The following is a 23,045-nucleotide window of genomic DNA, read 5'->3' as shown; positions in this document are numbered from 1 at the left end:
ACGCTCCCCGAAAGGCGACGGATGTACACGACCAGCTTCTCCCGACGCACCCCCGGCTGCATCGTCTTCCTCATCGATCGCTCGGACTCGATGCGCCGCGCCTGGCCGCAGGGCGGCACGCTCGCGACCGGAGCCGCGCGGGCGCTGAACCGCACGATCGACAACCTCGTGATGATGGCGAACCCGGGCGGAGTCCGGGTGCGGCACTACTACGACATCGGAGTCTTCGGGTACGGCATGAAGTCCGATCGCACCGAGGGTGTCGAGAGCGCGTGGGCCGGCGACACGCTGCGCGGGCGGGGGCTCGTCCCCGTCCCCGAGATCGCGGACGGGTGGGCCCGTGAGGTGGAGGTCCCGTCCACGGACGCCGGCGCACCGGCGGGCCGGGCCAAGGTCTGGGTCGACCCGTTGTGGGGCTTCCGGACGCCGATGTGCGAGGCCATCGCGGTGGCGGGCGAGCACGTGCACGAGTGGGTCGGTCGGCACCGGACCTCCTTCCCGCCGATCATCATCAACATCACCGACGGCATCGTCACCGACCGCTACCAGGACACGCCGTTGGTCGACTGGGCGGCACGGTTGCGGTCCCTCGCGACGGAGGACGGCCCGCCCCTGCTGTTCAACATCTTCATCTCCCCCGACGAGGAGCCGCCCGCGAACTTCCCGGCGTCCGCCGACGGCCTTCCGGAGCCCGGCCCCCTCCTGTTCGGCATCTCCAGCGAACTCCCACCGACCTTCGTCGCCACAGCCGAGAAGCACGAGACGGGCTTCTCGGTGCCAGAGGGAGGTCGGGCGTTCAGCTTCAACGCCGACTTCCCGACCCTGGTCAAGTTCCTGACGATCGGCACCAGGCCGGACCTGGGTCGGCGGTGACGCGATGCACGTCATGATCGACGCGTTCCACCTCGTCAAGGGCGGGAACGAGCCCGACGAGTACGAGGACGCCTTCAGCACGATGAAGCGAGCCGGGGCCGATGTCGCCCGATCCGGCGGACGCGCACGGTTCGCGGTGGCGGACGGAGCCACCGACGGCTACGACCCCGGCGGCTGGGCTCGCCAGCTCGCGCGATCGTTCGCTCCGTCCACGGAGTACGAACCCTGGTGGCTCTGCGCACCCACCGAGACCGCCGTCCACCAGTGGTACGAGGAGATGCAGACGCGCTGGGCCGAGGTGGACCGGGTCTTCCCGCACTCCTGGGCGCGCCGCAAGTTCGAGGAGTCGGCCTCGTATGCCACCTTCCTCGCAGGGGAGATCGACCTCCTCGACTCCGACCGGCCGCAGTGGACCGCCCTCGGGATCGGCGACACCGTGCTCTTCCAGGTCCGTGACCACGAACGTCTCCGGCACGTACCACCGCTCGCGCCCGGCGACTTCGGGACCAGCCCGCAGGCGCTCTCCTCGAGGAGCGTCCATCTCGAGCGGATGGTCGAGTGCACGACCTTCTGGTCGGGCGACCTGCGCCTCGGGGACCGCCTCTACGTCGCGACCGACGCGGTCGCGGCGTGGCTGTTGCGCGCCGACGCCGACCCCGGGCGCCGCCGCGAGGTGTGGGAGTTGTTGGCCGCGCTGAGCGAGCCCGAGGAGTTCGCAGAGCTCGTCGAGGGCGAGCGTGGGTCCGGGGCGATGGACAACGATGACTCCACCCTCCTGCGGATGCGGATCGTCGCACGACCGCCGGACACCGTCGCGGTCTGCCTCCCGACACTCGGACAGGTGGCCTCACCGTGAACACGACCTGGCCGCTCGCCACGGACTATCGGCTCGCCGTGCAGTCCCCCGGCCGCGTGTTCGGGCCCGGTGACCTACGCGCGGCCGTCTTCCCGACCCCGCCCGGTGAGAGCGTCCCCGCCGCCAGCACGGGTGGCAGCGCCGTGGTCTTCCGCGCCGAGGTCGGCGGGCGGCCCGAGGCGGTGCGCTTCTTCACGAGACCCAGCGAGTCGGGCCGCGAGCGGTACACAGCGCTCGGCGCCTCCCTGTCCTCCAACGGTCTCGGCACGATCATCCCGAGCGCCCGGTGGGTGGACAGCGGCGTGCACATCCGTGACCTCTGGTGGCCGCTGGTGCGGATGGACTGGCTGCCCGGCTCCGTGCTCGACGACCACGTCGACGGTCTGGTCGAGCACGGTGACACCACCGGTCTCGCCCACCTGGCCCAGAGCTGGCGCGACTGCGTCGCACGGCTGCAAACTGCCGGAATCGCCCACGGGGACCTCCAGCACGGGAACGTCCTGGTCGACGGAACCGATCTGCGCCTCGTCGACTTCGACGGCGTCTGGTTGCCCTCCATCGACCACCTGGGCGCACCCGCCGAGCAGGGCCACGACGCATACCAGCCTCCCGATCCCGGCCGCCGGTGGGGTCCGTACATGGACACCTTCCCCGCTCTGGTCATCCACCTCTCGCTCACCGCACTGAGTCGAGAGCCGGACCTGTGGGAGAAGTACTACACGGATCGCAACCTGATCTTCAGCGCGCCGGACTTCACCGGCCCTTTCGACTCGGGGATCTGGCACGACCTCGACCGGCTCCGCGACGCCGAGGTCGGTCGGCTCAAGGCCCGACTCGTCGAACTCTGCTCGTCCGGGCGCCCTGTGGACTGCGGGCTCGAGGCGCTCATCAACCCGACCATCCCCCCGCCGCGCCCGGCACCGGCCGGCCCGACGAATCCGTGGTGGGAGAACGCCATCGTGGATCCGAGCCGCTTCGACGCACCGGAGCCGACTCCCGGTCCGCCGCCGCGCGCGGAGAAGCGGTACGAGAAGCCCCCCGCCCAGCCGACCGAGTCCCCCGCCCAGCCGACGGAGCCCCCCACCTGGTGGTACCAGCAGGCGGCGACGAGCACGACCGGTCCGTCTCCTGATCGAACACCGCGACCCGGGCGGCGACACCCGGGCAAGGTCGCGCCGCCCGAGTCCGCGACGGGGGGGAGCACCGACGAGGTCGCCCGGCCGCCCAGGTACAAGCGCGTCCTGACGATTCTCCTGCTCGCGATCATGGTCGTGATGGTGATCGGGCTCGGGGTCGCGGTCTGGCTGAGTCAACTGAGTTGATCCGGCCCGGCCGACCAGTCAGCAACGCGACGATCGCAGGATTCAGAAGGAGGACCGTTGCCCGAAGGACGTTCCCGGGACGGGGAATCGTCGAAGCCCGGTGATGACGACCGCGAACGTCGTGGCTCGCGCCGCGACGATCTCGAGTTGCGGCAGACCCAGGTCGACACGCAGCGCGCGAACCTGCCGATGGTCATCAGGCACGAGTACTCGTCGAACGGCAGGACTCGGACGACATCCTTCGTCCGCGCTCGCTATCTCGTCCTCATGCTCCTCCTGGTCGTGGTCCTGGTTCTGATCATCGGGATCCTCATCGGCCTGCTGAGCGGCGGCCGCGGTCAGATCACCGCTGCACCTCCCACGACCACCACGGCCAGTCCGAGTACGTCGCCGACCGGATCCCCTCCCACGCCGACGACGTCCCCGGGCACGACTTCGGCGCCCGCACCCTCCATCGCCTACGAGCCGGTGGACCTGAGAGTCGCCAGAGGCGATTGCAGCAGCAGTTCGACGGTCGACATGGACATTCCCCAGACGGGGCCGAGCCTCCCGGACTACGATTTCGGGTTCTCGAACTGCGCACGCCCGCGCCCTGGCGTCATAGAGGTCAACGGCGGCAACGACAACGTCGCGTTCACGCAGGTCAACCCACCCACTCCCGAGGCCTGCGACGAAGCACTCCGCCTCCGCGCCGAGGCTTCCGGGCCGAGCTTCCTCCCTGAGGTGGGCCAGGTCATCTGCTTCACGAACACCAGCTCCGGGCTCTCGTCGTCGGGAAAGCAGCAACAGATCAACGCACTGGTCGTCAAGGAGGTCGCGGACGGGTTCTTCATCGGCACCGCGTTCGGGTGGCACACGGGCTGACCAGCCGCAACAGGCGCTCCAGCCGCGGCTGGAGCTCGCACGGACAGCGCTCGCCGATCTCGCGACGGCGCTCAAGCAACGGCCGGCAGACGCCCGACTGCGTCGGAGAGATCCCCTTCGCCGACGACGAGGTCGACGTGAATCCTCGAGCGGCTCGTCAGTACGCCCCGGTCCCCCGCAGGACGGCCCACACCGTCTTCCAGAGGATCACCAGGTCCAGCATCGGCGACCAGTTCTCCACGTAGCGCAGATCGAGGCGCACGGAGTCGTCCCAGGAGAGGTCCGAGCGGCCGTTGACCTGCCACAGGCCCGTGAGCCCCGGCCGAACCAGGAGCCGGCGCCGGGCCTCGTCGCCGTAGCTCTCCACCTCACGCGGCAACGGCGGGCGCGGCCCGACCAGCGACATGGACCCGGCGAGGATATTGACCAGCTGCGGCAGCTCGTCGAGCGACCAGCGCCGCAACACGGCGCCGACCGGTGTCACGCGCGGATCGTCGCGGAGCTTGAACAGCGGCCCGGCCCCGTCGTTGCCCTCCAAGATCACCTGGTCCGCACCCTCGTGCATCGTCCGGAACTTGATCATCCGGAACGTGCGGCCGTTCTGTCCGCTTCGGGTCTGCCGGTAGAACACCGGGCCTCCCCCAGCGGCAACCAGTGTGGCCACGACGAGGAGCACCGGGGACAGCACCAGGAGCAGCACCGCGGCGAACAGCCGATCCGTGCCGTACTTGAGCATGCGCGCGACCCCCGACAGCCGGGGCGCGGAGAGCCGCAGCATCGGCAGCCCGTCCACCGGCGTGACGTGCAGCCTGGGCCCTCCGATCTCCATGAGGCCCGGATCGACCACGAGTTCCGCGCCGGTCTCCTCGAGCTCCCAGGCGAGCCGGCGCAGGCGCTGTGGAGTCCAGTCCGGCGCGGGAACGACCGCCACGATCCGCGCTCCGAGCGCGCGGGCCCGGTCGACCGCGTCCTCGAGGCCGCCGACCAGGGCCACGCCCTCGACGTCGGGACCCGCCCCGTTCTCGGCGACACAGGCCGCGGCGACGGTCCAGCCGTGGAACGGCACCCGACGGGTGCGCAGGACGAGGTCCTCCACCGCCGCCACGGACCCCACTGCCAGCACGTCGTACATGCACGTGCCGCGTCGCCGGCGACGGTGCAGTCCGCGGCGCAGGGTGTAGCGCCCCAGCACCGTCACGAAGGCGGCAACCGGGAGGACCGCGAACACCCAGGGCCGGACGGGGTCGGCGCCCAGCGCGACGCCGGCGAACGCGAGCGCCACCGCGCCCGACGCGTACGCCCGCGCCACCCGGGTGAACTCCTCGGAGCCCGACCCGAGCACGCTGCGGTCCCACGCCCGACACAGCCCGAGGGCCACGACGACCAGGACGACGACGGCCGGGCCCATCGCCCAGCCCACCTCACGCGGCCAGGCTCCGCCCGGCCCTCCCCGCACGTGCAGCCATGTGCTGGCCCCCACCACCGCGAGCACGCTCACGACGTCCGAGGTGATCACGCCGCGGCGGTAGCGGACGTCCCACCGCACGCGCGCGTGCCACCAGCGCGCCGCCGAGGCAGCACCCGCGCCCGGGACGACCTCGACGGTGCCCACGAGCGCTACACCTGCGTCTGCGGGTCGGTGGTGCCGGCCGGCTCGTCGAGGGCGACGACCACCGCGGTGCCGCCGCGCGAGTCGAGGATGTAGGCGTGCCGGCCGTCGGCGCTGAACCGGACGCCGTTGACGACGGACGCGGGCACGACCGAGCGGGCGCCGTCGGACAGGTCGATGAAGGTGACCTCCTCGTTGCCGGTGATGTAACCGAAGCGACCGTCCGGGCTGAACGCGACGTCCGAGGCGTAGGGGCTCGTGTCGAACGTCGTGTAGCTCCCGTCGGAGCGATCGATGACCGTCACCTTCGTGCCCGTGGGACCGCGCTCGCTCGTCACGTACGCGTGGGTGCCGTCGGGGCTGAAGGTCACGTAGGAGGGATATTCGCGCAACGGCACGGTCCACACCGTGTCGTCGACGGTGCTCAGGACGACCACGCTGGCCTCGCCGGACGGGCTGCCGTACGGACCGCCGTAGGCGTCGTAGCCGCCCACGTACAGCTGGAGACCGTCCGGGCTGAACTGCGGCTGGTAGACGGGCTGGCCCACCGGGACCGCCCTCGTCGTACCGGTGGTCGTGTCCAGCACCGTCAGCACGCCGTCGTAGGTCTGGAAGTACGCCCGGGTGGCGTCGGCGGTGAAGAACACGGAGCTGGCGTAGGAGACGGGGACGCTGAAGGCGCGCACGCTGTCGTCGGCGGTGCTGACGAGCTGCAGCGTCGTCCCGCCGTCGTTGTCGTAGCCGAGCAGATAGGCCGCGGAACCGTCCGGGGTGAAGCCCAGTCGGCCGTCCCCGGGCACGACGGTGACGGTGTCGTCGACGGTGTTGATGATCGTCGTCCGGCCGCTGTCGGAGATGTAGAACCGGGAGCCGTCGGGGCTGAACGCCCACTCGCGGATGTAGCTGTACTCCTCGTCGGTCGTGTCGACCGCGTCGAGCACGACCCCGTTCTCCGTGTCGATGATCGTCACGGTGCCGGCGTCGCGGTCGACGATGTAGCCGCGGTTGCCGGCGGGGGCGAGCTGCAGCTCGCTCGGGTCCTCGCCCAGGTCGACCGTCCGGGAGGAGAAGTCCGACGTGTCGATGATCGTGAGCGTCTCGTCGCCGCCCCAGGTGTTGTCGCTGACGTAGGCGAACCGTCCGCCGGAACCGAACTGGATTCCCGAGGGGTACGAGCCGAGCGGCACGATCGCCGCAACGGAGTCCGTACCGATGTCGATCACCGTGACGGAGCTGTTCTCGGAGCGGTAGTCGACGACGTAGGCGTGGGTGCCGTCCGGGTCGAACCGCACCGGCCCGTAGCCGGGCACGCTGCCGATCACGTGATGGTCGGACGTGTCGATGATGTACGTCCGCCGTTCGGAAGCACTCGCGTTGTAGGCCCGGCGGCCGTCGGGGCTGAAGAAGAGCTGCTGGGGGTAGGGCACCTCGATCGTCGTCGTGGTGTCGTCGTCCAGGTCCAGCACCGTGATGACGCCGACCTCGCCGTTCGTCCGGTCGGTCACGTAGGCCGTGCGCCCGTCGGGGCTGAAGTAGAGGTCGCCGCGCAGGTTCTCGGCCTCAATCGTGGCGACGACGGTGTCGGTCGCGACGTCGATGACCGTGATCGTGGCGGGGCTGTCGCGGACGTAGCTCTCCCAGGACGTCACGAAGGCGTGGGAACCGTCCGGGCTGAAGACGAACTGGTCCGCGTTGCCCGGCAGGGTCACCGTGCTGATGAGCGTGTTGCTCCCGGCGTCGATGATCGAGATCGTTGAGCCTGTCGGTGCCACGGCCGCGCGCTGGACGGCTGCGCGCGCCGACGCGAAGGGCAGCACGGTGGGCGTCCCGGCCTGACCGACGGCGTAGATGCGCCGCCCGTCGGGGCTCGCGTACATCGTCGAGGTGCCCACCCCGACCGGGAGCCCGGCGACGACCTCGGCCGGGCCGGGGTCGATGGCGGCGGTGACCGTCACCGGCAGCGGGTCGCCCTGACCGTCCGAGACGAACACCGTGAACGTCACGAAGTCGCCGCCGACCGATCCTGCTGCTGCCCGCCGGGCGGCGGCGTCGGGCGTGAAGGTATACGTGCCGGTGGTCTGGTCGACCACCACCGTGCCGATGCCCGTCGGCTGCTGGACGGTGTAGGTGAGCCGGTCGCCGTCCGGGTCCTGCACGCCCAGGCTCCCGCGGACCGCTCCCGTGCCGCGGTCGACCGTCGAGGCCGGAGGAGTCGGCGACACGACCGGCGGGGTGTTGGGCCCGCTCGGGGTCACGGTCACCGGCACCGTGATCGTGACCGCGTGGGGACCGAACAGCCGGGACGCGAGCACCGGGTGGTGGCGGGACAGCACGCCGCGCAGCAGGTCGGTGTAGCGGCCCGGGCCCGGGGCGGCCGCGTCGTTGTCGCGGATGACGACGGTGAAGGAGTCGGTCCCGCCGGTCTTCGCGAATGCGGGGTCCGGGGTGTAGGTGAAGGTCCCGTTCGCCTTCACGACGACGTGGCCGTGGGCGCCGTCGGAGACGACGGTGTAGGTCAGCCGGTCGCCGTCGGGGTCGGTCGCGTGCAGGTCCCCGACGATCTGCCCCGTGCTCGACGGCGCCTGGGCCGGCCGGCTGACGGGGCTCTGGTTGAACAGCGAGCCGCCACGACGGAAGAGCGCCCACTGCGCCAGCAGCAGGGCGCTGGTCGGAGCGGCCGGGGCGACGGGTCCACCGCCCGCCGGAGCCGTCGGCAGGACACCGGCCAGGCCGAGGGCGATCCTCGTCAGCAGGTTCTGCGCGACGGCGTGGGTCACGCGACCCGTCGACGTCGCCGTACGCACGGCGGCCGGGAGGTCCTGCGGTGTGCCGTCGGGTCGACCGGCGGGGACCGCAGCCCCTCGGAACACCGTGACCGGCGCGGATGCGGACCCGGGCGCGGCCACGACGGCCGCGGGCGACACCACCGGCGCGACCTCGGCGGCGGTCTGCGGGATCGCCGCCGCCGGAGCGGATGCGGCGGCGGGCGCCGGAGTCGGGGTGCTGGGAGTTGCCGTGGGCTCGATCGTCGGGGTAGTCGTCCGGGCCGGCGCAGCCGGCGAGGACGTCGGCTCCGGGTCCGACTCAGGGGCGGACGGGGTCTCGGCCTGCTCGGCGGTCGTCGTCGGAGCGCTGTCCTGCTCCATGGAGCCGCTCGCGCCCGAGCCGCCGGCGCTCGAGCCCTCCCCCTCGGAGTCGCCAGAGGAGGCCGCCGCCTCCTCGTCCGACGCCGATCCCGCGGTGTCGGCCTCCGACTGCTCGTCGCCGGCCCCGTCCTGCGAGGTCAGGGCCACGGTGCGCACGAGGACCGGCGCCGAGGCGTCCGGGCCCGACACCGGACCGCCGTGCAGCAGAACTCCCGCGCCGATCGCTACCGCCACCGACGCCTGCACCGTTCGCGAGGTTGCGGTGACGTGAGCGACCCTCTTCGCCTTCCGTGCCGCCTTGCGGGCCTTGGCGGCCTCGTGCGTCCTGACGGCGTTCCTCGCCCCGCCCGACCTCTTCATGCGTTCGTCCCCCCGATGGAATTCGTCCCCCACAGGGCCCATCGCGACGATCAGTCACGTCGTTTCCCCTGAAGAGTGGTCTATCCGGATGACGAAAGGGTCTCGGCGAACGGATTGATGACCTTGGGTGAGTCGATCGCTGCGGAGCGCAGCCCCGGTCTTCAGGCACCGAGGGTCCACGCGACGAGGCAAGCGGCGGAGCGGTCGTCGTCGTGGGCATAGCGCAATCTGTGGTTCCGCCGTCGTGCCACGCGCTCCGGGTCGCCGCCCACCGCGACGACGCCGAACTCGGCGAGGAGAACCGTTGGGTTGCCGGTGTTTGAGACTCGGGCGCAGATCGTCGAACGAAGACGTGGTCTGACCTACACCCCGTGCGCACTAAGTCGTCAGGCGTCGACGAGCAGGTGGTCGAACATGCGCCCGACCCGCCCCGGCAGCCCGACGGCTACGAGGACATCCGCCGCCCGGCCGGGGTTAGGTGGTACGCGAACCAGCCACTGGGGCGCCCGTTGTGGGGACGGAGCACGAGCTGACGGACCACCGGGCCCCGCAGGGGCGGCGACCCCTCGAGGCGGGCGAAGAGCCGCGTCAGGTAGGCGTGGACCGTAGTCCGGCAGACCCGGAACCGCGCGGCTCCGATCGCCTCGAGCAGAACCTCGGGGGTGGATTGCTCCGGGCGGGTGCCGACCGGGGCCGCCTCCAGCTCGACGTCATTAGGGGCGACCCGCCGTCGCGTGAAGTCGAGGACCCATCTCCGCGCCCCCGATTCGCTGCACCGACGGGGGATGTCCGTGGCCCGTGAGGACCACGCCTGCCTCCGACCCAGGCCGCAACGTGCGGTGCGCCTCGACCGCCCGGTGCAGCATCGGCTGCCCGTCGAGCGCCGGCCACAGCCCCAGTGTCGCGTCATTGGCACCGTCGGTTAGCGCGAGCTCCTGGACTCCGCACAGCTGCTTGCGCGTCAACAGAGCCCCGGCACCCGCTGCCCGCGGGCTGACGACGAGGCTCCCGCTCACCAGCGCTCGCGCCGGCCGTCCCTCGACCACGAGCCGAAGCGGATAGGACGCGGTGAAGCCGAGGGTCTCGCCGTCGTCGGCTTCGTGGACCAGCGAGGACACCTCGGGCGTGGCCCACGTAGGCTCGAGCAGGGTCCGCTCGACGTAGCCGCCGAGCTCCGGCGGGGGCGTCCGCATACCAGAGCGGATGATCTCCTCGTACAGCACCCCGACCACGGCGAGGTCGTCACGACGGAACTCGCGCACACCGGCCACCGGCTCCCCCCAGTCCGCTCGCTCCCACCCCGCGGCGATCCACCCTGCCGTGCAGCGAGCACTACGAACACACTTCGCGTCGCCGGAACGGCCGCACGGCCTCTCCCGTTCGGCCGTTCCCCGCCCACCCTCGGTGGCCTACCTCGGCGGCCCAGAGCGTGGAGTCCAGGGAAAACTCCGCGCCCGGGGGGCGCACGACATGTCAGGGCACCGAATCACCACCGCACTGCTCGGAGCCGCGGCGGTCGCCGCCCTCGCGTGGGTCGCCGCGCCGTGCGTCGACATCGCCCGCCGCGGAACAAATTGACTCCCGCACTCTGGGTCAATGGCACGGAGAGCGCGACATCCCGGCTCCTCGCCAACCTCAGGACAGCCAGCCAGCGCCACGGGCTCCGGTCACTCCGACTACGGCCGGCCCCTCGCATCGCCCCCGAGGATCTCTTTGAAAGTCACGGCTCACTGTTGGTTCCGCAGAATGTGGGTACTGACGGGAACATTCCAAGGTTCTGCGCTCGGACGCACTTTCGGCCAACCGTCAATCTGGTGAAAGCTAGACGCGCTCCCGGCGGATCAGAAGAAGGAAACCCCGACACCATATCAACAGTTAGATTTCCCGAGGAAGCCACGCTAGACGTGCCTAGATGCGGCATCACCGCCAATGTTTCAAAGAAGGACGAACACAAACGATACCGAGAATCAGTCTGAGCTACGCAACTCCTCGTTCTGGAACCGCGAGATAGCGTGCAGGAGCGCCTCTCGGACATCCGTCCAGGCGAGTCGCAACAACCATGAGGCTCACAAAAACCCACGTCGCACCTGCTGGTGGTTGTGACGTAGCTAAGGTCAGGAACAGCACTAAAATAGCCCCTACATCACCGCTACTCGATCCCCGTTTGACAACAATCAGAGACCACGCAAAAGCCAAACAAATCAGCACGACAAACGGGATGCCATAAACCGCTACAGAAGCGACGAGATTCACTCCACCTACATTTTGCGCCGAACCACCACCGAACGGGTGCTCCACAATAGCGTTCAGTCCTGCAGACGTGGCGTCGTTACGTTCCGATAACGAACTCGCGTTCACATCTTGCTTGGCGTCGAGTCCAAGACCCGGTGCTGAGACCGCAACCCAGACCGCTAAGCCAATAGCAACACTGCCGGAAAAAATCCCTATATACAGTGTAGCGGCATTCTGATGCCGCTTAGACACTACGTACTGCACGACCACCACGACAACGAAAACCGCAAACCCGCCTGTGGAAAGGGTGCCTAAGAGACCGACCACTAACACTAGTCGAAGCCAGAAGGATGTCCAGCCGATCCGCACCGCCATGAAGTAAGAGAAACCTGCGTACATGGCCATCCAGCCCGGCTCTCTTCCGAGACCAGTAAATCTCGGAACGCTCAAACCGAAAATGCTCAGCCTGCTCGCAGTCACCGTGAAGGGGAAATAGACGGGCTGAGGACCAATTCTGCCAACAGGAAACGTCCCGAGCCGAGCAGACCCAAGGCCGCCTACCACCCAGATGGCCAGAGTGATGACATACGAGGCACATAGGACTCCAATAAGAGCCACCATCCCTTTCGCCAACCCGTCGCGATCGTCCGAGTTTCTTAGGACTACGGCAGTTCCAAACAGAACGACGACCGTCGAGAGCCACCCTCGCGCTTCCAAATCGAACTGAGCTATCGAGTCTACCAGCGCAGACCTACCGACTACATATATGCCAGTGCTGCCCAATACGGCGACTATCCACCACGGAGGCATAACGGATGTCGTCAAACGAGCAGGAGTCTTCCGAACAGCCGACGCGCTGGCGGCCAAGAGGACAATCGCAACTGCAACGAGTGCGTATTGCTCTCCTAAGATATTCGGGCGCGACAGCGGGAAAGCGAGCATGAGGAGGGCGCCCGACAGTGAGCCCGTCACGCGATACATGGCGCTCGTTAAGATGAGAACAATTAGCCCAATGATAAAGAGAGCAAGCGACTGGGCTACGACCACAGCCGCTACGCAACTTGCAGCAATGGCAAGGAGAACGACGCTCGCTCCGCGACGCCCTTCAAACATTGCAGCCGATCATTGTTCGGCCGAAGGTCATTGGGTCGCACACGGATACGGGCTCCGGTGCTGATCGGGCGAGTGCCCTCTCCATTCCATCCCGAAGGTCCGCGACCGTTAGGCTCACCCACATGGAACCGTCCGGCCATAGCGACGCATCCTTCTGAAGGCTAATAGCACCGGCCGCGAGAGTCTGCGTTCCAAGCGCGGCGCACTTGCCAAAAAGACCACTAGGTCCTTCGTTCGAGTGCGCCAAGACGACGCAGTCGACCGAATACTTGATTATACCGTCGAGATCGCAGTGACTCAGCACCTCATCTACGATTTCAAGGTCTACTTTCTGCGTGTTTTCCGTCTGAAGTTGTTGCAAGACCTGTGGCTCAATCGAGCCCGCAACAAGAAGGCCAACCGGACGGTCCAACTCACGAGCAGCACGCAGAGTAGTTACGACGTTCTTTCGAGTGGTTACGGAGCCCAGTATTCCGAACCAAAAGAGCCGAGGCTCGCGAGTACTGGCGATACTTCTCCGGAAACCAGTTTGCAAATCGTTCGACACTGCGACTGGGTCCTGCACCTCGCATCGGCTTCCCGAAGAGAGCGCGGAAACGAGCACTCGAATAGAACCACCACGGAAACCAATCACAAGGCCAAGGATTCGCTTGACGAATCCGACCGCCATGGCCCTAAGTCCTGCACCTACGTTGGCCCGCATCAGGAGAACGGAAACTCCGGCGAGCGTGCGTGTGCCGCATGCCAGCTCCACCATATGGACGTCTCCGTCTGGAATGATCAGCCGACTATCGGAGTCCGAGCGCTTCATTTCCAGTGCTCGTTTCAACGTCAGCCCAGTTCTAACCGAAATTCTCGGTTCGATAGCACGAAGATGCACATCGAATTCCGCAGACGTCCTAGCTGAAGACGATATTAACAAGATGACATCAATACCGCTACACAGCGCTGCTTCAGCTATATAACGAGCATACGAAAGGCGGTGGCCAGAATGATTTGGGCACCAAAGATAGATACGAGCGCAAGCACCGTTCTTTATCATAATGAACTCAGCGCCTCCCTCAGGCCGTCCGCCATCTTCTCAGCCGAGTAGGTAGCTCGAACGTGCGCACTGAACTTCTCGCGAGTTTCACGTTCTGGAGGCGTTAGGACGACTTCCTCGATAGTACGAGCCAGGGCGGCTACGTCATCGGTCTCGAAATATATGACCCCTCCTGTGCTCTCGAGTTCAATCTCGGGTGAGTGAGGTTCATCTCTTGAAACAATATGAGGAACGCCGAACCCTAGACTCTGCGTGAGGCTTAGTCCAGCATAGCCGGGGCATACAGAGACGATGGCGCGATCGTAGATCGCAGACAGCTCACCTACGTCCGCTATCCAGCCTACAAATTCCACCGAACCGGACAGCCCAAGCTTTCGAACCGCGGCCTCGAGACGAGACCGCTCTGAGCCGTCTCCGACGATCACGAAGCGAAGACCAGGGTGCGCCGCAAGAACTTGCGAGAAGGCATGCAGCGCTAGCTCCACCTTCTTCGCGGGCGCAAGTCTACCTACATAGACAATCGAATCTCGATGCACGCCCGGTCCTGCTTTGATATCGCCTTCCAAGTACAGCGCATTAGGGGCCACCCATACAGGTTGGCGAGGCAACTCCTCTAATGCCTCTTTCTGTTGTTCGTAACTGTAACATATCATCCCGTCGCCAAGTTTTCGGACGGCCCGGCGCAACCGTGCTGTTCTGCTTAGCCTGCCTTCCCGTGGATGCAGATGTCCCCAAAAGATAGTCCGACGACGCAGCAAGATCCTACCGAAGAGAATGATCCATACGGTGAGGTTTCGAGGATTGAGATCGAGGATAAGAGTTCGGAGGGTTGCTGCCTCGACCCACTTACCAAACATCACCATTAACCGACCGCCGAGCAGTCGGTAATCTCGAACATAGACCACATTATTCGAAACAATGTTGGTCCTAACAGACGGGTCCATGTTCGCTTCGCCTACATAATAGCGAACTGTTGGTCCCATCTGTTCATCGAGACAGGATATGCAGGCTTGCCGATACTGGGGCATCGTGGCAAGATACATAGCGCCGAGCACTTCAGCAGCCATTAGCGCAGGCCTCCCTCTTCGCGCACTCGAATCAGCTCTCGAGCCTTAAGAGATATCTGCCAGTAGTAGAAGCTGAGTGCGACCGCATAGTTGAATCCTGGACGGCCGTCGAGAAATCCCTGCCGCAGTATGTAAGAATAGAGAAAGAAGAAAATTGGTTTGAACGGGACGGCGTCGAACAATCGCCCCGCCCTGCTTCGTGTCGCGCGGACAGACATCTGCATGTCCCTATTCGTTCTGAGATATGCTTCCCAATCCGAGTATCTATTATGGCGTCCAAAATAGTCGTATAGTGGATCCCGATCCTCGTGTTGCAAGAAGCCACGGAGCGCACCGATTCGCCCACTGACTCTCGGCTGGTAGTGCCCTTCAACTTCCCACATATTGGCGACCTCTAAATCGTGTACTTCAGGGAATCTGCAGCGCGACCGATCGAGGAGCACGGTCTTGCGAACAGTATGACCATGACGAAGAACCTTGCCGTCAAAGGAGTACTCGAGTGCAGCTTCCCAGGCGGCCACCGATGTTGACTCGCGGCACTTGAGTGCAATGTCCTCAACTAACGCAGCAGAGGGGTACTCGTCCGCGTCGACAAAGAACACCCAATCAAATTTGATGAAAGTGTGGTCCATGGACCATTGCTTCTTCTTTGGATACCTACCGTTCCACTCGAATTGAATTACGTCTGCCCCAGCTTTCGTTGCCAAGGTGGACGTTTGATCCGTGCTATTAGAATCAACGACAAGGATCTGAGCGAATCTACGTAACGACCTGACCGTTCGCTCGATCACCAGTTCCTCGTTCTTGGTCATCACTATTGCGCACGCCGGGATGGGCTCTAATGTCATCAGGGATTCCTACCTTGGTCGAGGTGTAGGCTTCTTCGACAGTAAGGGGCCGACTTCTGCGGTATCGTTGCTCTGGCTGCCGGAGGTGTAGTCTGCGTAATATCCGGCCCTATCTCGCATGGCAGCCATCGTGAGAGTGGAGCCCATCGCGCCGACCGACACCGCGCTGAGCGCATCGAGTGACTCTTCTACTTGATCAATGGTCGTCGAATCTTGCCGGCAGATCAGAACGACTCCGTCACATGCTGGCGCTAACGCAGCCGTGTCAGATACGGCCAACAGGGGCGCGGTGTCTACAACTACGGCGTCATAACGTTGCCCAGCATGCTTAAGCAGATCCCGCATATTCTGAGACGCCAAGAGCTCACTCGGATTCGGCGGCAGTTGACCTGAAGCAATAAGGTCCAAGTTGGGACGACCGCTTCGCTGCACCACGTCCTCAAAAGATGCCCGACCTACAAGAAGCGTAGTCAGGCCCACGTCACCGTGAAGACCGAAGAGCCGAGCGAGTCTAGGTCGCCGCAGGTCCGCCTCAACCAAGAGGACGCGCTGTCCTGTTAAGGACATCGACCAAGCCAAGTACGCCGCTGACGTCGTCTTACCTTCGCCGGCCACCGAACTAGTCAGTGCGACGACGCGTCTCCCTCCATCGACGTCCATGAACTGGAGATTCGTGCGCCACTGACGTATTGCCTCGTTCCAGTGGCTTGCTACGTCAGTCGATCCAGGACTCGCATCTGCCACCTCAGGGCTCCAAGGAAGAACTGCGAGCACGGGACGACCTGTCACGAGCTCGAGTTGACTGCGCCCCCTGACCTTTCGATCGATACGACTTAGGACTAACGCCGTTCCTACCCCAAGCGCGAGTCCGACAAGTACTCCGAGCAAGATTTGAGTCCCGCGTCCAACCGACGACTGTTGGTCCGGGGGCAGGGCAGTTTCGACTTGCCGAAGTGAAACCGCCTGTGGTTCATTGGGACCTGGGGGCTTTTCAAGATCGTTCACGAGAGCCGAGAATGACTGCGCGGCCGTGTTTGCTATAAGCGCAGCACGCTCTGGTGAAGGGTCTGTGGCGGATAGTTCGATCAAGACAGAATCTGTCTCGCTCGTTGCTGCGAGGGCACGAGCAATCGCGTCCGGGCTCGTATCTCCAACCTTCTCTGCCACGTCGCTCGTGATCCTCGGATTACTAACCAGCTCGGTATAGGACGTGACTCGCTGTTGGGACAATAGGCTGCCCTGATATGCTGTAGTGGGACTATTCCCCGGTGACGCAGAAACATAGAGAGTCACGCGTGCAGAGTAGAGCGGCGATCGCACAACGGCCACTGCCGTCGCGGCTGCGGTCGCTGCCAGCGTTACGATAAGTATAACGACCCATCGGCGACGAAGTTCAGAGAACGTGCTCGCGATGTCCACGGGCGGTTCCTTCTTTCGAGTGATGGTGTTGTTCCTGGTCACCGTGTCTCGTTGAGTCAACTTATCGCTCCCTTGCTCGGGATGCACGAAGCTGAAGGGCAAGCGCGAAAAGAATCAACGTCTGACTTACCAAAAGAGCAAAGGCGGCGAGAACTGCCCCACCTAAATAGGCGAAGGCAAGAGTCCCCAAAACCCCCACAGATAGTCCGATTGCGACGGAGAACGCAACAACTCTCTGGCGGCCGCGAGCTTGGAGAGCCGTAGCGGGAGCTTGATTTAGCGTCGAGACGGCGGCGCCGCATGCAAGGACCGAGAAAGTCGCGCCTGACCCCGCGTATTCCGCTCCTAATATGTATGGCAGAGCGAGGTACCCCACAGCGCCAGCGGCGAGCGGTAACAGCGCAAGGAAGACCGCAAGCCGCACCACTCTACGTTCTTCAAGGTGTCGACGGTCTTCGTCAGACTGCTCTCGAGAAAGCCAAGGTAGTGCGACCATCGCCAATGCCGCACCCGCAAAGTTTAGCGGTCCGATCAAACGTCCGGCCGCGGCGTAGACTCCAGCTTCAACAGCACCTGCGCCCGCCGCGACCATGGGGGTGTCTAATTGCTGGGTTGACGCGGATAAGGATGTCATACCGTACGAAAGTGAAGCTCTATGGGTAGACGCAAGTGCTCTTAGCGAAGTAGGTTCGACCTTTGTCTTCTTGCAGTCGCGAGGTAATAGTACGCGATCCAAGATCGCTTCGGTTAGATAGCCAATGGCGAGTGCGACGAGTAGGTACTCTGCTCTAAACAGAAGTGATCCGAATATCAGCGTGCTCACGAGGCCTGCGAGACGGCCTGCGATTTGACCAACTGCGCTTCGTCGAAAGAGTTCCTTCGCTCGGAGTAGAGCGTTCGCGCTTTGTGACTCCCAAAGAAACCACAGTTGCAGAACAAACACAAGGATCAGAGGCCACGGGAACTGAAGCAGAAAGAGGACGAATCCTTCGACACACGCCGCGGCTAGTACCATGGGCCGCTTAGCCCTATTTAAGTCTTGGGATTTCCCGACGCTTCTGGCACCAGCCGAAATTTCCTTGACGTGACTGAGGTTCAAGCCACCGTCAAGAAAAACAGCCGAGATAGCGCCTATTGAGATGAGGACGGCGGTTACTCCAAACTCACCCGGGCTTAGGTTCCTGGCTGCCACTACAAAAACTAAGCCCGTCAACGCTTGCGCCGCGACTGTAGAAAGCGCGATGCCCACGACTCGTTGCAATAGGACCCGTAAACGCGAGGGTTCCTCTTGCGCAAAGTCAGACTGATGCATCATCTGCCGCACCAGCTTGGCCCTTCTCCGCGCCTCGGTTCGTAGGGGATTTCCTCCGCCAAGCCGCCAACCACTCCGCGGCGCTGTTCGAGTGTCTACTAGCAGCAAGATGGACGAGAATGGCCTGTATAAGCAGAAGCGGCGTGATTAGACGGACTTCTCGGTACGAACCGCCAATAGCAAGCGTTACAAGATACGGAGTACTCAAGAGATACGTGGTCGCGCAGACCCATAAGCTTCCGGTGTTCCGGGAGCTCGCTAGCCGTTGAACCATTACTGCGATTACAACTGCTGACAACAGACTGACGTTAGCAAACAGACCTTGGTCCCCAGCCGTGACGTCTTGGACGACTCCGGCCTGCCAGCCGAGACTCGCGCGAAGTGACAGGTATGTAACTACGAAAGCCGCAAACGCAACGCCCAACTTGACCAGGTGAGCACCCTGCCGCTGCTGGTCGACCAGGAAGAGCGAGACGACACCGAAGACCAGCGAGAGCGCCTGAGTCTCCCGAGTCAGGGTCCCTATAACGACCACCGCGCCTAGCGCGTAGGTCGAGTACTGTCCAGCGCTCAGGAATAGGTATGCGGAAAGCACAAGCATCGCATATGCTAGTTGATCGTAGGGAGTAATGATGTACGAAGTAAGGACGACAACGGCGATAAGCACGCAGTAGAGAGACTCCCGCTCCTCACCCGGTACCGACAGAAGGAGCTTGTAAAGGCATTGGGCTGTCACTAGGAGTGACGCTGCACCAACAACAAACATTGACAGGTAGAGGCCGGAGTCAAGCTGTGGCGCTAGCGTGTACATCCAAGCGGGACGTGCCCCTAAGTACTTCCTCGCCTCCGCGCCAAGCGTACCGTCGACAGCACGCACAAGTGCGACCCCGACGAGTCGGTAACGGTAGATCCCCCCGTCGTAAATCGAATTGAACCCGGCTGCTGAGTAGCTACGCGTTCGGAAACCTGGGAAGAAGCCATAATGTAAGAAGTACCAGGCCAGAGCGGGGTAGAGTACGGTGAGACTGAATCGTTTACCCGCGAGCGAATTCATACACTGTCGATGCGGTCGACGAGTTCCGCCTCGACCATGATGCGGGCGAGCTCGTCGGGCATGGTCTGCGCCTTCCAGCCCAGGATCTTCTCGGCCTTGGACGCGTCGCCGATCAGGGCGTCGACCTCGGTGGGGCGCAGGTAGGTCTCGTCGAACCGGACGTGCTTCTCCCAGTCGAGGTTGACGTGGTCGAAGCAGTACTGGACCCACTCGCGCACCGTGGTCGCGGTCCCGGTCGCCAGCACGTAGTCGTCACCCTGGTCGGCCTGCAGCATCCGCCACATGCCCTCGACGTACTCCGCGGCGTACCCCCAGTCCCGGATCGCGTCCAGGTTCCCCAGGTAGACGAACTGCTCCTTGCCCTGCGCGATCGCCGCCGCGGCGCGGGCGATCTTGCGGGTCACGAACGTCTCCCCACGGCGCGGGGACTCGTGGTTGAACAGGATCCCGTTCACCGCGAACATCCCGTGCGCCTCACGGTAGTTCCGGGCCATCCAGTAGCCGTAGACCTTCGCCGCCCCATAGGGGGAGCGCGGGTAGAACGGGGTGTCCTCGTTCTGCGGCGGCGGGGTCGCACCGAACATCTCCGACGAACTCGCCTGGTAGTAGCGGGTGTCGATCCCGACCATGCGGATGGCCTCGAGCAGCCGGGTGGTGCCCACCCCGGTGGTGTTGCCGGTGTACTCCGGCTCGTCGAAGCTCACGCGCACATGCGACTGGGCCGCCAGGTGGTACACCTCGTCGGGCCGGACCTTCTCGATCAACGTCACCAGACGGCTGGAGTCGGTGAGGTCGCCGTAGTGCAGCACCAGACGCTGCTCCGGGTCGTGCGGGTCCTGGTACAGGTGCTCGATGCGGCCGGTGTTGAACGTCGAGGAACGCCGGATGATCCCGTGCACCTCGTAACCCTTCGAGAGCAACAGCTCCGTCAGGTACGACCCGTCCTGCCCGGTGATCCCCGTAATGATGGCGCGCTTCATTTCACAACCCCCGACATCTGCTCAGCACCGGCCCCCTCGCCGGCGACATTGTCCAAGTACCAGCGATAGGTCGATGCGAGGCCCTCGGCCAGCCCGATCCGCGGCTTCCACCCCGTCGAGGCGATCTTCGAGACGTCCAGCACCTTGCGCGGCGTCCCGTCCGGCCGCGACGTGTCGTACACGATCTCCCCGGAGAACCCCACGGTCGCCGCCACCAGCGACGCCAGCTCCGCGATCGTCACGTCCTCACCCGTGCCGACGTTGATCGGCGCCGGGTCGTCGTAGGCCTCCAGCAGGTGCACACACGCCGCCGCCAGGTCATCGACGTGCAGGAACTCCCGCCGCGGCGTCCCCGTGCCCCACACCGTCACCGTCGCATCACCGGCGACGTGGGCCTCGTGGAACTTCCGGATCAACGCCGGCAGCACGTGCGAGGACTCCAGGTCGAAGTTGTCCCCCGGCCCGTACAGGTTCGTCGGCATCGCCGAGATCCACCGCCGGTCGTACTCCCGACGGTAGGACTGCACACCCATGATCCCCGCGATCTTCGCGATCGCGTACGCGTCGTTCGTGGCCTCCAACGGCCCTGTCAGCAGCGAGTCCTCCCGGATCGGCTGCTCGGCGAACTTCGGATAGATGCACGACGACCCCAGGAACAACACCCGCGACACGTCCGCCGCATGCGCCGCGTCCAGCAGGTTCGCCTGGATCCGCAGGTTGTCGTGCAGGAACTCCACCGGCCGCGCGTTGTTCGCCGCGATCCCGCCCACCCGGGCCGCCGCGTCCACCACCACCGCGGGCGCCGTCGCCGTCACGAACTCCCGCGCCGCGTCCGCGTCCCGCAGATCCACCTGCGCCGACCGCGCCCCCACCACATCGGAGAACCCCGCCGCCCCCAGCGCCCGCACCACCGCCGACCCCACCAGGCCACCCGACCCGGCCACCAGCACGGTCACGTCACGTGACAGTGCCTTACTTTGTGTGCTCATCGCACCCCTAAGAGCGTCCCCCGCGTGATGAACCAGCAACATTGCTCGTCGCGCCGGCCCAACGTAGTGCGACGTCTGGCGCGTCGATACCCCGGGTCAGGTTCTCCGACTCCTCGGAGGTCCTCGGACGGGTGATGTTCGCTGCGACCTCGCGCTGGAAGACGGCGCCGGCCGGCACGAGACCGTCCGCTGGGACCGCTGCTCCTCGGAGCACGATGGCGCGAAGGGCGATCCATGCACCGTCGCCGACAATGATGGGCGCGTTGTCGTACTCGAAGTTGGGGTCACGGCGCCGGTGGGAGCCGGTGCAGAGGAAGGCCTGCTGGGAGATGCAGACCTGGTCGCCGATGTAGATGGGCTCGAGGTTGAGGAGCCACGCCTCCTCGCCGATCCAGCAGTGGTCGCCGATCTCGAGCTTCCACGGCCAGTGAATCTTGACGCCGTTGCGGATGTTGCAGCCCGGCCCGACCTGGGCGCCGAACGCGCGGAGGATCGCGGGGCGGAGGCGGGCGGGGCACCACCACGCCTGGAAGACGATGTGCGAGACGATCCACCAGGTCATCTGCCAGGCGGTGGACCGGCCCTTGTCGTAGCCGGCTCCGGTGAAGTCTTGCAGTCGTCGTGAGGTCATCGCACACCGTCCGCAAGCACGTCGTTGGAGATGGGGGCGGTGCGGGCCACGCGGCGGAAGGCGGCGCGGCGAGGAGCCGGGATGCGCGGCCCGACCACTCGCTCGGCCAGGTGGTCGACCCACCCGAGGTACGAACTCCGTGCCGCGTCCTCCGCCAACGCGTCGCGGGCGAACAGCTGACCACGGAAGCCGAGGGCGAGCCCTTCCTCCTGGTCCGCGCCGAGCCGCAGCACGGCCTCGAGGAGCTCCCGCTCGTCACCCGGGGGCACGCAGACCCCGCCGCCTGAGACCTGCACCTCGGACGTGGCCGCGCTCTTCGGGCTCGTCGCGGCGACGACGGGCCGACCGGAGGCGAAGTAGGAGGTGAGCTTCGAGGGGACGCACATCTCCTCAACGCCGGGCTTCTCGTTCAGCACCAGGACGTCGGCTGCAGCCATCGCCCTCTCGAATTTGTCCGAGGGAAGGGGGTCGATGAACTGCAACGTGGAGATGCCGCGACCGAGGTGCTCGAGCGTCGCGCGCTGATTCCCGGTGCCCAAGAGCACGAAGCGCACCGGGAGGCCGAGCTGCTCGGCGGCACGGGCGGCATTGATGACGTTCTCCAGGCCCTGCTTGGCACCCATGTTGCCGGCGTGCAGGGCAATGATCTCGTCGTCGCGCCACCCGAGCTCGCGGCGCAGGGCCTGCGGGTCACCCGAGGCACCCTTGAGGTGGGTCCAGTTGCGGATGGTCGTGACACGCCGCTCGTCGACGCCGAGGCGGACCAGCGAGCGGCGGAAGCTCTCGTGGATGGCGACGACGCCGTCGGCGCGCCGGAAGAGATTGCGCTCGAGGCTCTCGGCGCTCTTCGCTCCTCGGCCACCCATGGCACCGGTCTCGGCGATCGCACGGCTGTACAGGTCCTGGCTGATCACGCCCACCGCGGTGCGGCTGGACTTCCAGCGAAGCGCGGCACCCACGGTGAGCAGCGCCGGGCTGACGGCGAGCAGTACGTCGGGGGCGGTGCCGACGGCGCGGCAGGCGCGCGCGGCGAACGCGGCCTCCATAGCGATGCGGGCCTTGCCGGTCGGCACCGCCGGGACCGGGTGCGAGACGCGGGTGACACGGACGTTCCCGTCCATCTCCTGCGAGCCGCCGCGGTAGCCGTCGGCGACCTTCCAGTGCGGGTAGTGCGGCAGCCCGGTCACCACGTGGACGTCGTGGCCGGCGTCGGCCAAGAAGTGCGCCATGCCGGTCGTGTAGGGCGCGATCCCGGTGGGCTCGGGCGCGTAGTTGAGCCCGAGGATGGTCACTCGCAGCGATTCGGACACAGGTGTCTCCCCCGAAGA

Annotated in this window: 16 protein-coding genes; 4 read left to right on the top strand and 12 right to left on the bottom strand. The window is 65.4% G+C overall.

Going from position 1 to position 23,045, the window contains the following annotated elements:
• Positions 1-21 precede the first annotated feature (21 nt).
• Genes QRT03_RS23660 through QRT03_RS23645 form a run of 4 tightly spaced genes read left to right on the top strand, consistent with a single transcriptional unit; the run spans position 22 to position 3,915 of the window.
• A complete protein-coding gene (locus QRT03_RS23660; RefSeq protein ID WP_286055549.1) occupies positions 22-873 on the top strand; it encodes a vWA domain-containing protein in 852 nt (283 codons plus the stop codon).
• Positions 874-877: 4 nt separating this feature from the next.
• Positions 878-1,729, top strand: coding sequence for a hypothetical protein (locus QRT03_RS23655; RefSeq protein ID WP_286055548.1), 852 nt, complete (start codon positions 878-880; stop codon positions 1,727-1,729).
• Entirely contained in the window at positions 1,726-3,051 is a 1,326-nt protein-coding gene (locus QRT03_RS23650) for a hypothetical protein (RefSeq protein ID WP_286055547.1), read from the top strand. Before QRT03_RS23655 ends, QRT03_RS23650 begins: the two co-directional genes overlap by 4 nt.
• Positions 3,052-3,108: 57 nt before the next feature.
• A complete protein-coding gene (locus QRT03_RS23645) occupies positions 3,109-3,915 on the top strand; it encodes a hypothetical protein (protein ID WP_286055546.1) in 807 nt (268 codons plus the stop codon).
• A gap of 157 nt (positions 3,916-4,072) precedes the next feature.
• On the opposite strand, the gene QRT03_RS23640 is transcribed toward QRT03_RS23645, so the two are convergent.
• From QRT03_RS23640 to QRT03_RS23595, 12 genes are all read right to left on the bottom strand, one after another.
• A complete protein-coding gene (locus QRT03_RS23640; RefSeq protein ID WP_286055545.1) occupies positions 4,073-5,527 on the bottom strand; it encodes a sugar transferase in 1,455 nt (484 codons plus the stop codon).
• A gap of 5 nt (positions 5,528-5,532) precedes the next feature.
• Positions 5,533-8,904, bottom strand: a complete 3,372-nt coding sequence (locus QRT03_RS23635) for an Ig-like domain-containing protein (protein ID WP_286055544.1) — start codon at positions 8,902-8,904, stop codon at positions 5,533-5,535.
• Between the two features lie 839 nt (positions 8,905-9,743).
• Complete coding sequence (locus tag QRT03_RS23630) at positions 9,744-10,301, bottom strand: hypothetical protein (RefSeq protein WP_286055543.1); 558 nt, start codon at positions 10,299-10,301, stop codon at positions 9,744-9,746.
• 706 nt (positions 10,302-11,007) lie between these two features.
• Entirely contained in the window at positions 11,008-11,667 is a 660-nt protein-coding gene (locus QRT03_RS23625) for an O-antigen ligase family protein (RefSeq protein ID WP_286055542.1), read from the bottom strand.
• A gap of 1,746 nt (positions 11,668-13,413) precedes the next feature.
• Positions 13,414-14,484, bottom strand: a complete 1,071-nt coding sequence (locus tag QRT03_RS23620) for a glycosyltransferase family 4 protein (RefSeq protein WP_286055541.1) — start codon at positions 14,482-14,484, stop codon at positions 13,414-13,416.
• Positions 14,484-15,296, bottom strand: coding sequence for a glycosyltransferase family 2 protein (locus QRT03_RS23615; protein WP_286055540.1), 813 nt, complete (start codon positions 15,294-15,296; stop codon positions 14,484-14,486). Before QRT03_RS23615 ends, QRT03_RS23620 begins: the two co-directional genes overlap by 1 nt.
• A 45-nt stretch (positions 15,297-15,341) precedes the next feature.
• Positions 15,342-16,751 (bottom strand): tyrosine-protein kinase domain-containing protein, encoded by a 1,410-nt coding sequence (locus tag QRT03_RS32220; RefSeq protein WP_425604898.1) that lies wholly within the window; start codon positions 16,749-16,751, stop codon positions 15,342-15,344.
• Between the two features lie 61 nt (positions 16,752-16,812).
• Positions 16,813-18,063: a lipopolysaccharide biosynthesis protein gene (locus QRT03_RS32215; RefSeq protein WP_425604897.1), complete on the bottom strand. Its 1,251-nt coding sequence runs from the start codon at positions 18,061-18,063 to the stop codon at positions 16,813-16,815.
• Positions 18,064-19,113: 1,050 nt separating this feature from the next.
• The gene (gene gmd / locus QRT03_RS23610) at positions 19,114-20,097 is read right to left on the bottom strand and encodes a GDP-mannose 4,6-dehydratase (RefSeq protein ID WP_286055539.1); all 984 of its coding nucleotides are present in this window, start codon (positions 20,095-20,097) and stop codon (positions 19,114-19,116) included.
• On the bottom strand, positions 20,094-21,053 hold the full coding sequence (locus QRT03_RS23605; protein WP_286055538.1) for a GDP-L-fucose synthase family protein: 960 nt from the start codon (positions 21,051-21,053) through the stop codon (positions 20,094-20,096). Before QRT03_RS23605 ends, gmd begins: the two co-directional genes overlap by 4 nt.
• Before the next feature lie 40 nt (positions 21,054-21,093).
• Positions 21,094-21,717: an LbetaH domain-containing protein gene (locus QRT03_RS23600; protein WP_286055537.1), complete on the bottom strand. Its 624-nt coding sequence runs from the start codon at positions 21,715-21,717 to the stop codon at positions 21,094-21,096.
• A complete protein-coding gene (locus QRT03_RS23595; protein ID WP_286055536.1) occupies positions 21,714-23,009 on the bottom strand; it encodes a glycosyltransferase in 1,296 nt (431 codons plus the stop codon). Before QRT03_RS23595 ends, QRT03_RS23600 begins: the two co-directional genes overlap by 4 nt.
• Between the last annotated feature and the right edge of the window lie 36 nt (positions 23,010-23,045).

The organism is Actinomycetospora termitidis, assembly GCF_030286555.1.
GTDB lineage: Bacteria > Actinomycetota > Actinomycetes > Mycobacteriales > Pseudonocardiaceae > Actinomycetospora > Actinomycetospora termitidis.
This window is presented reverse-complemented; position numbering and strand designations above follow the sequence as displayed.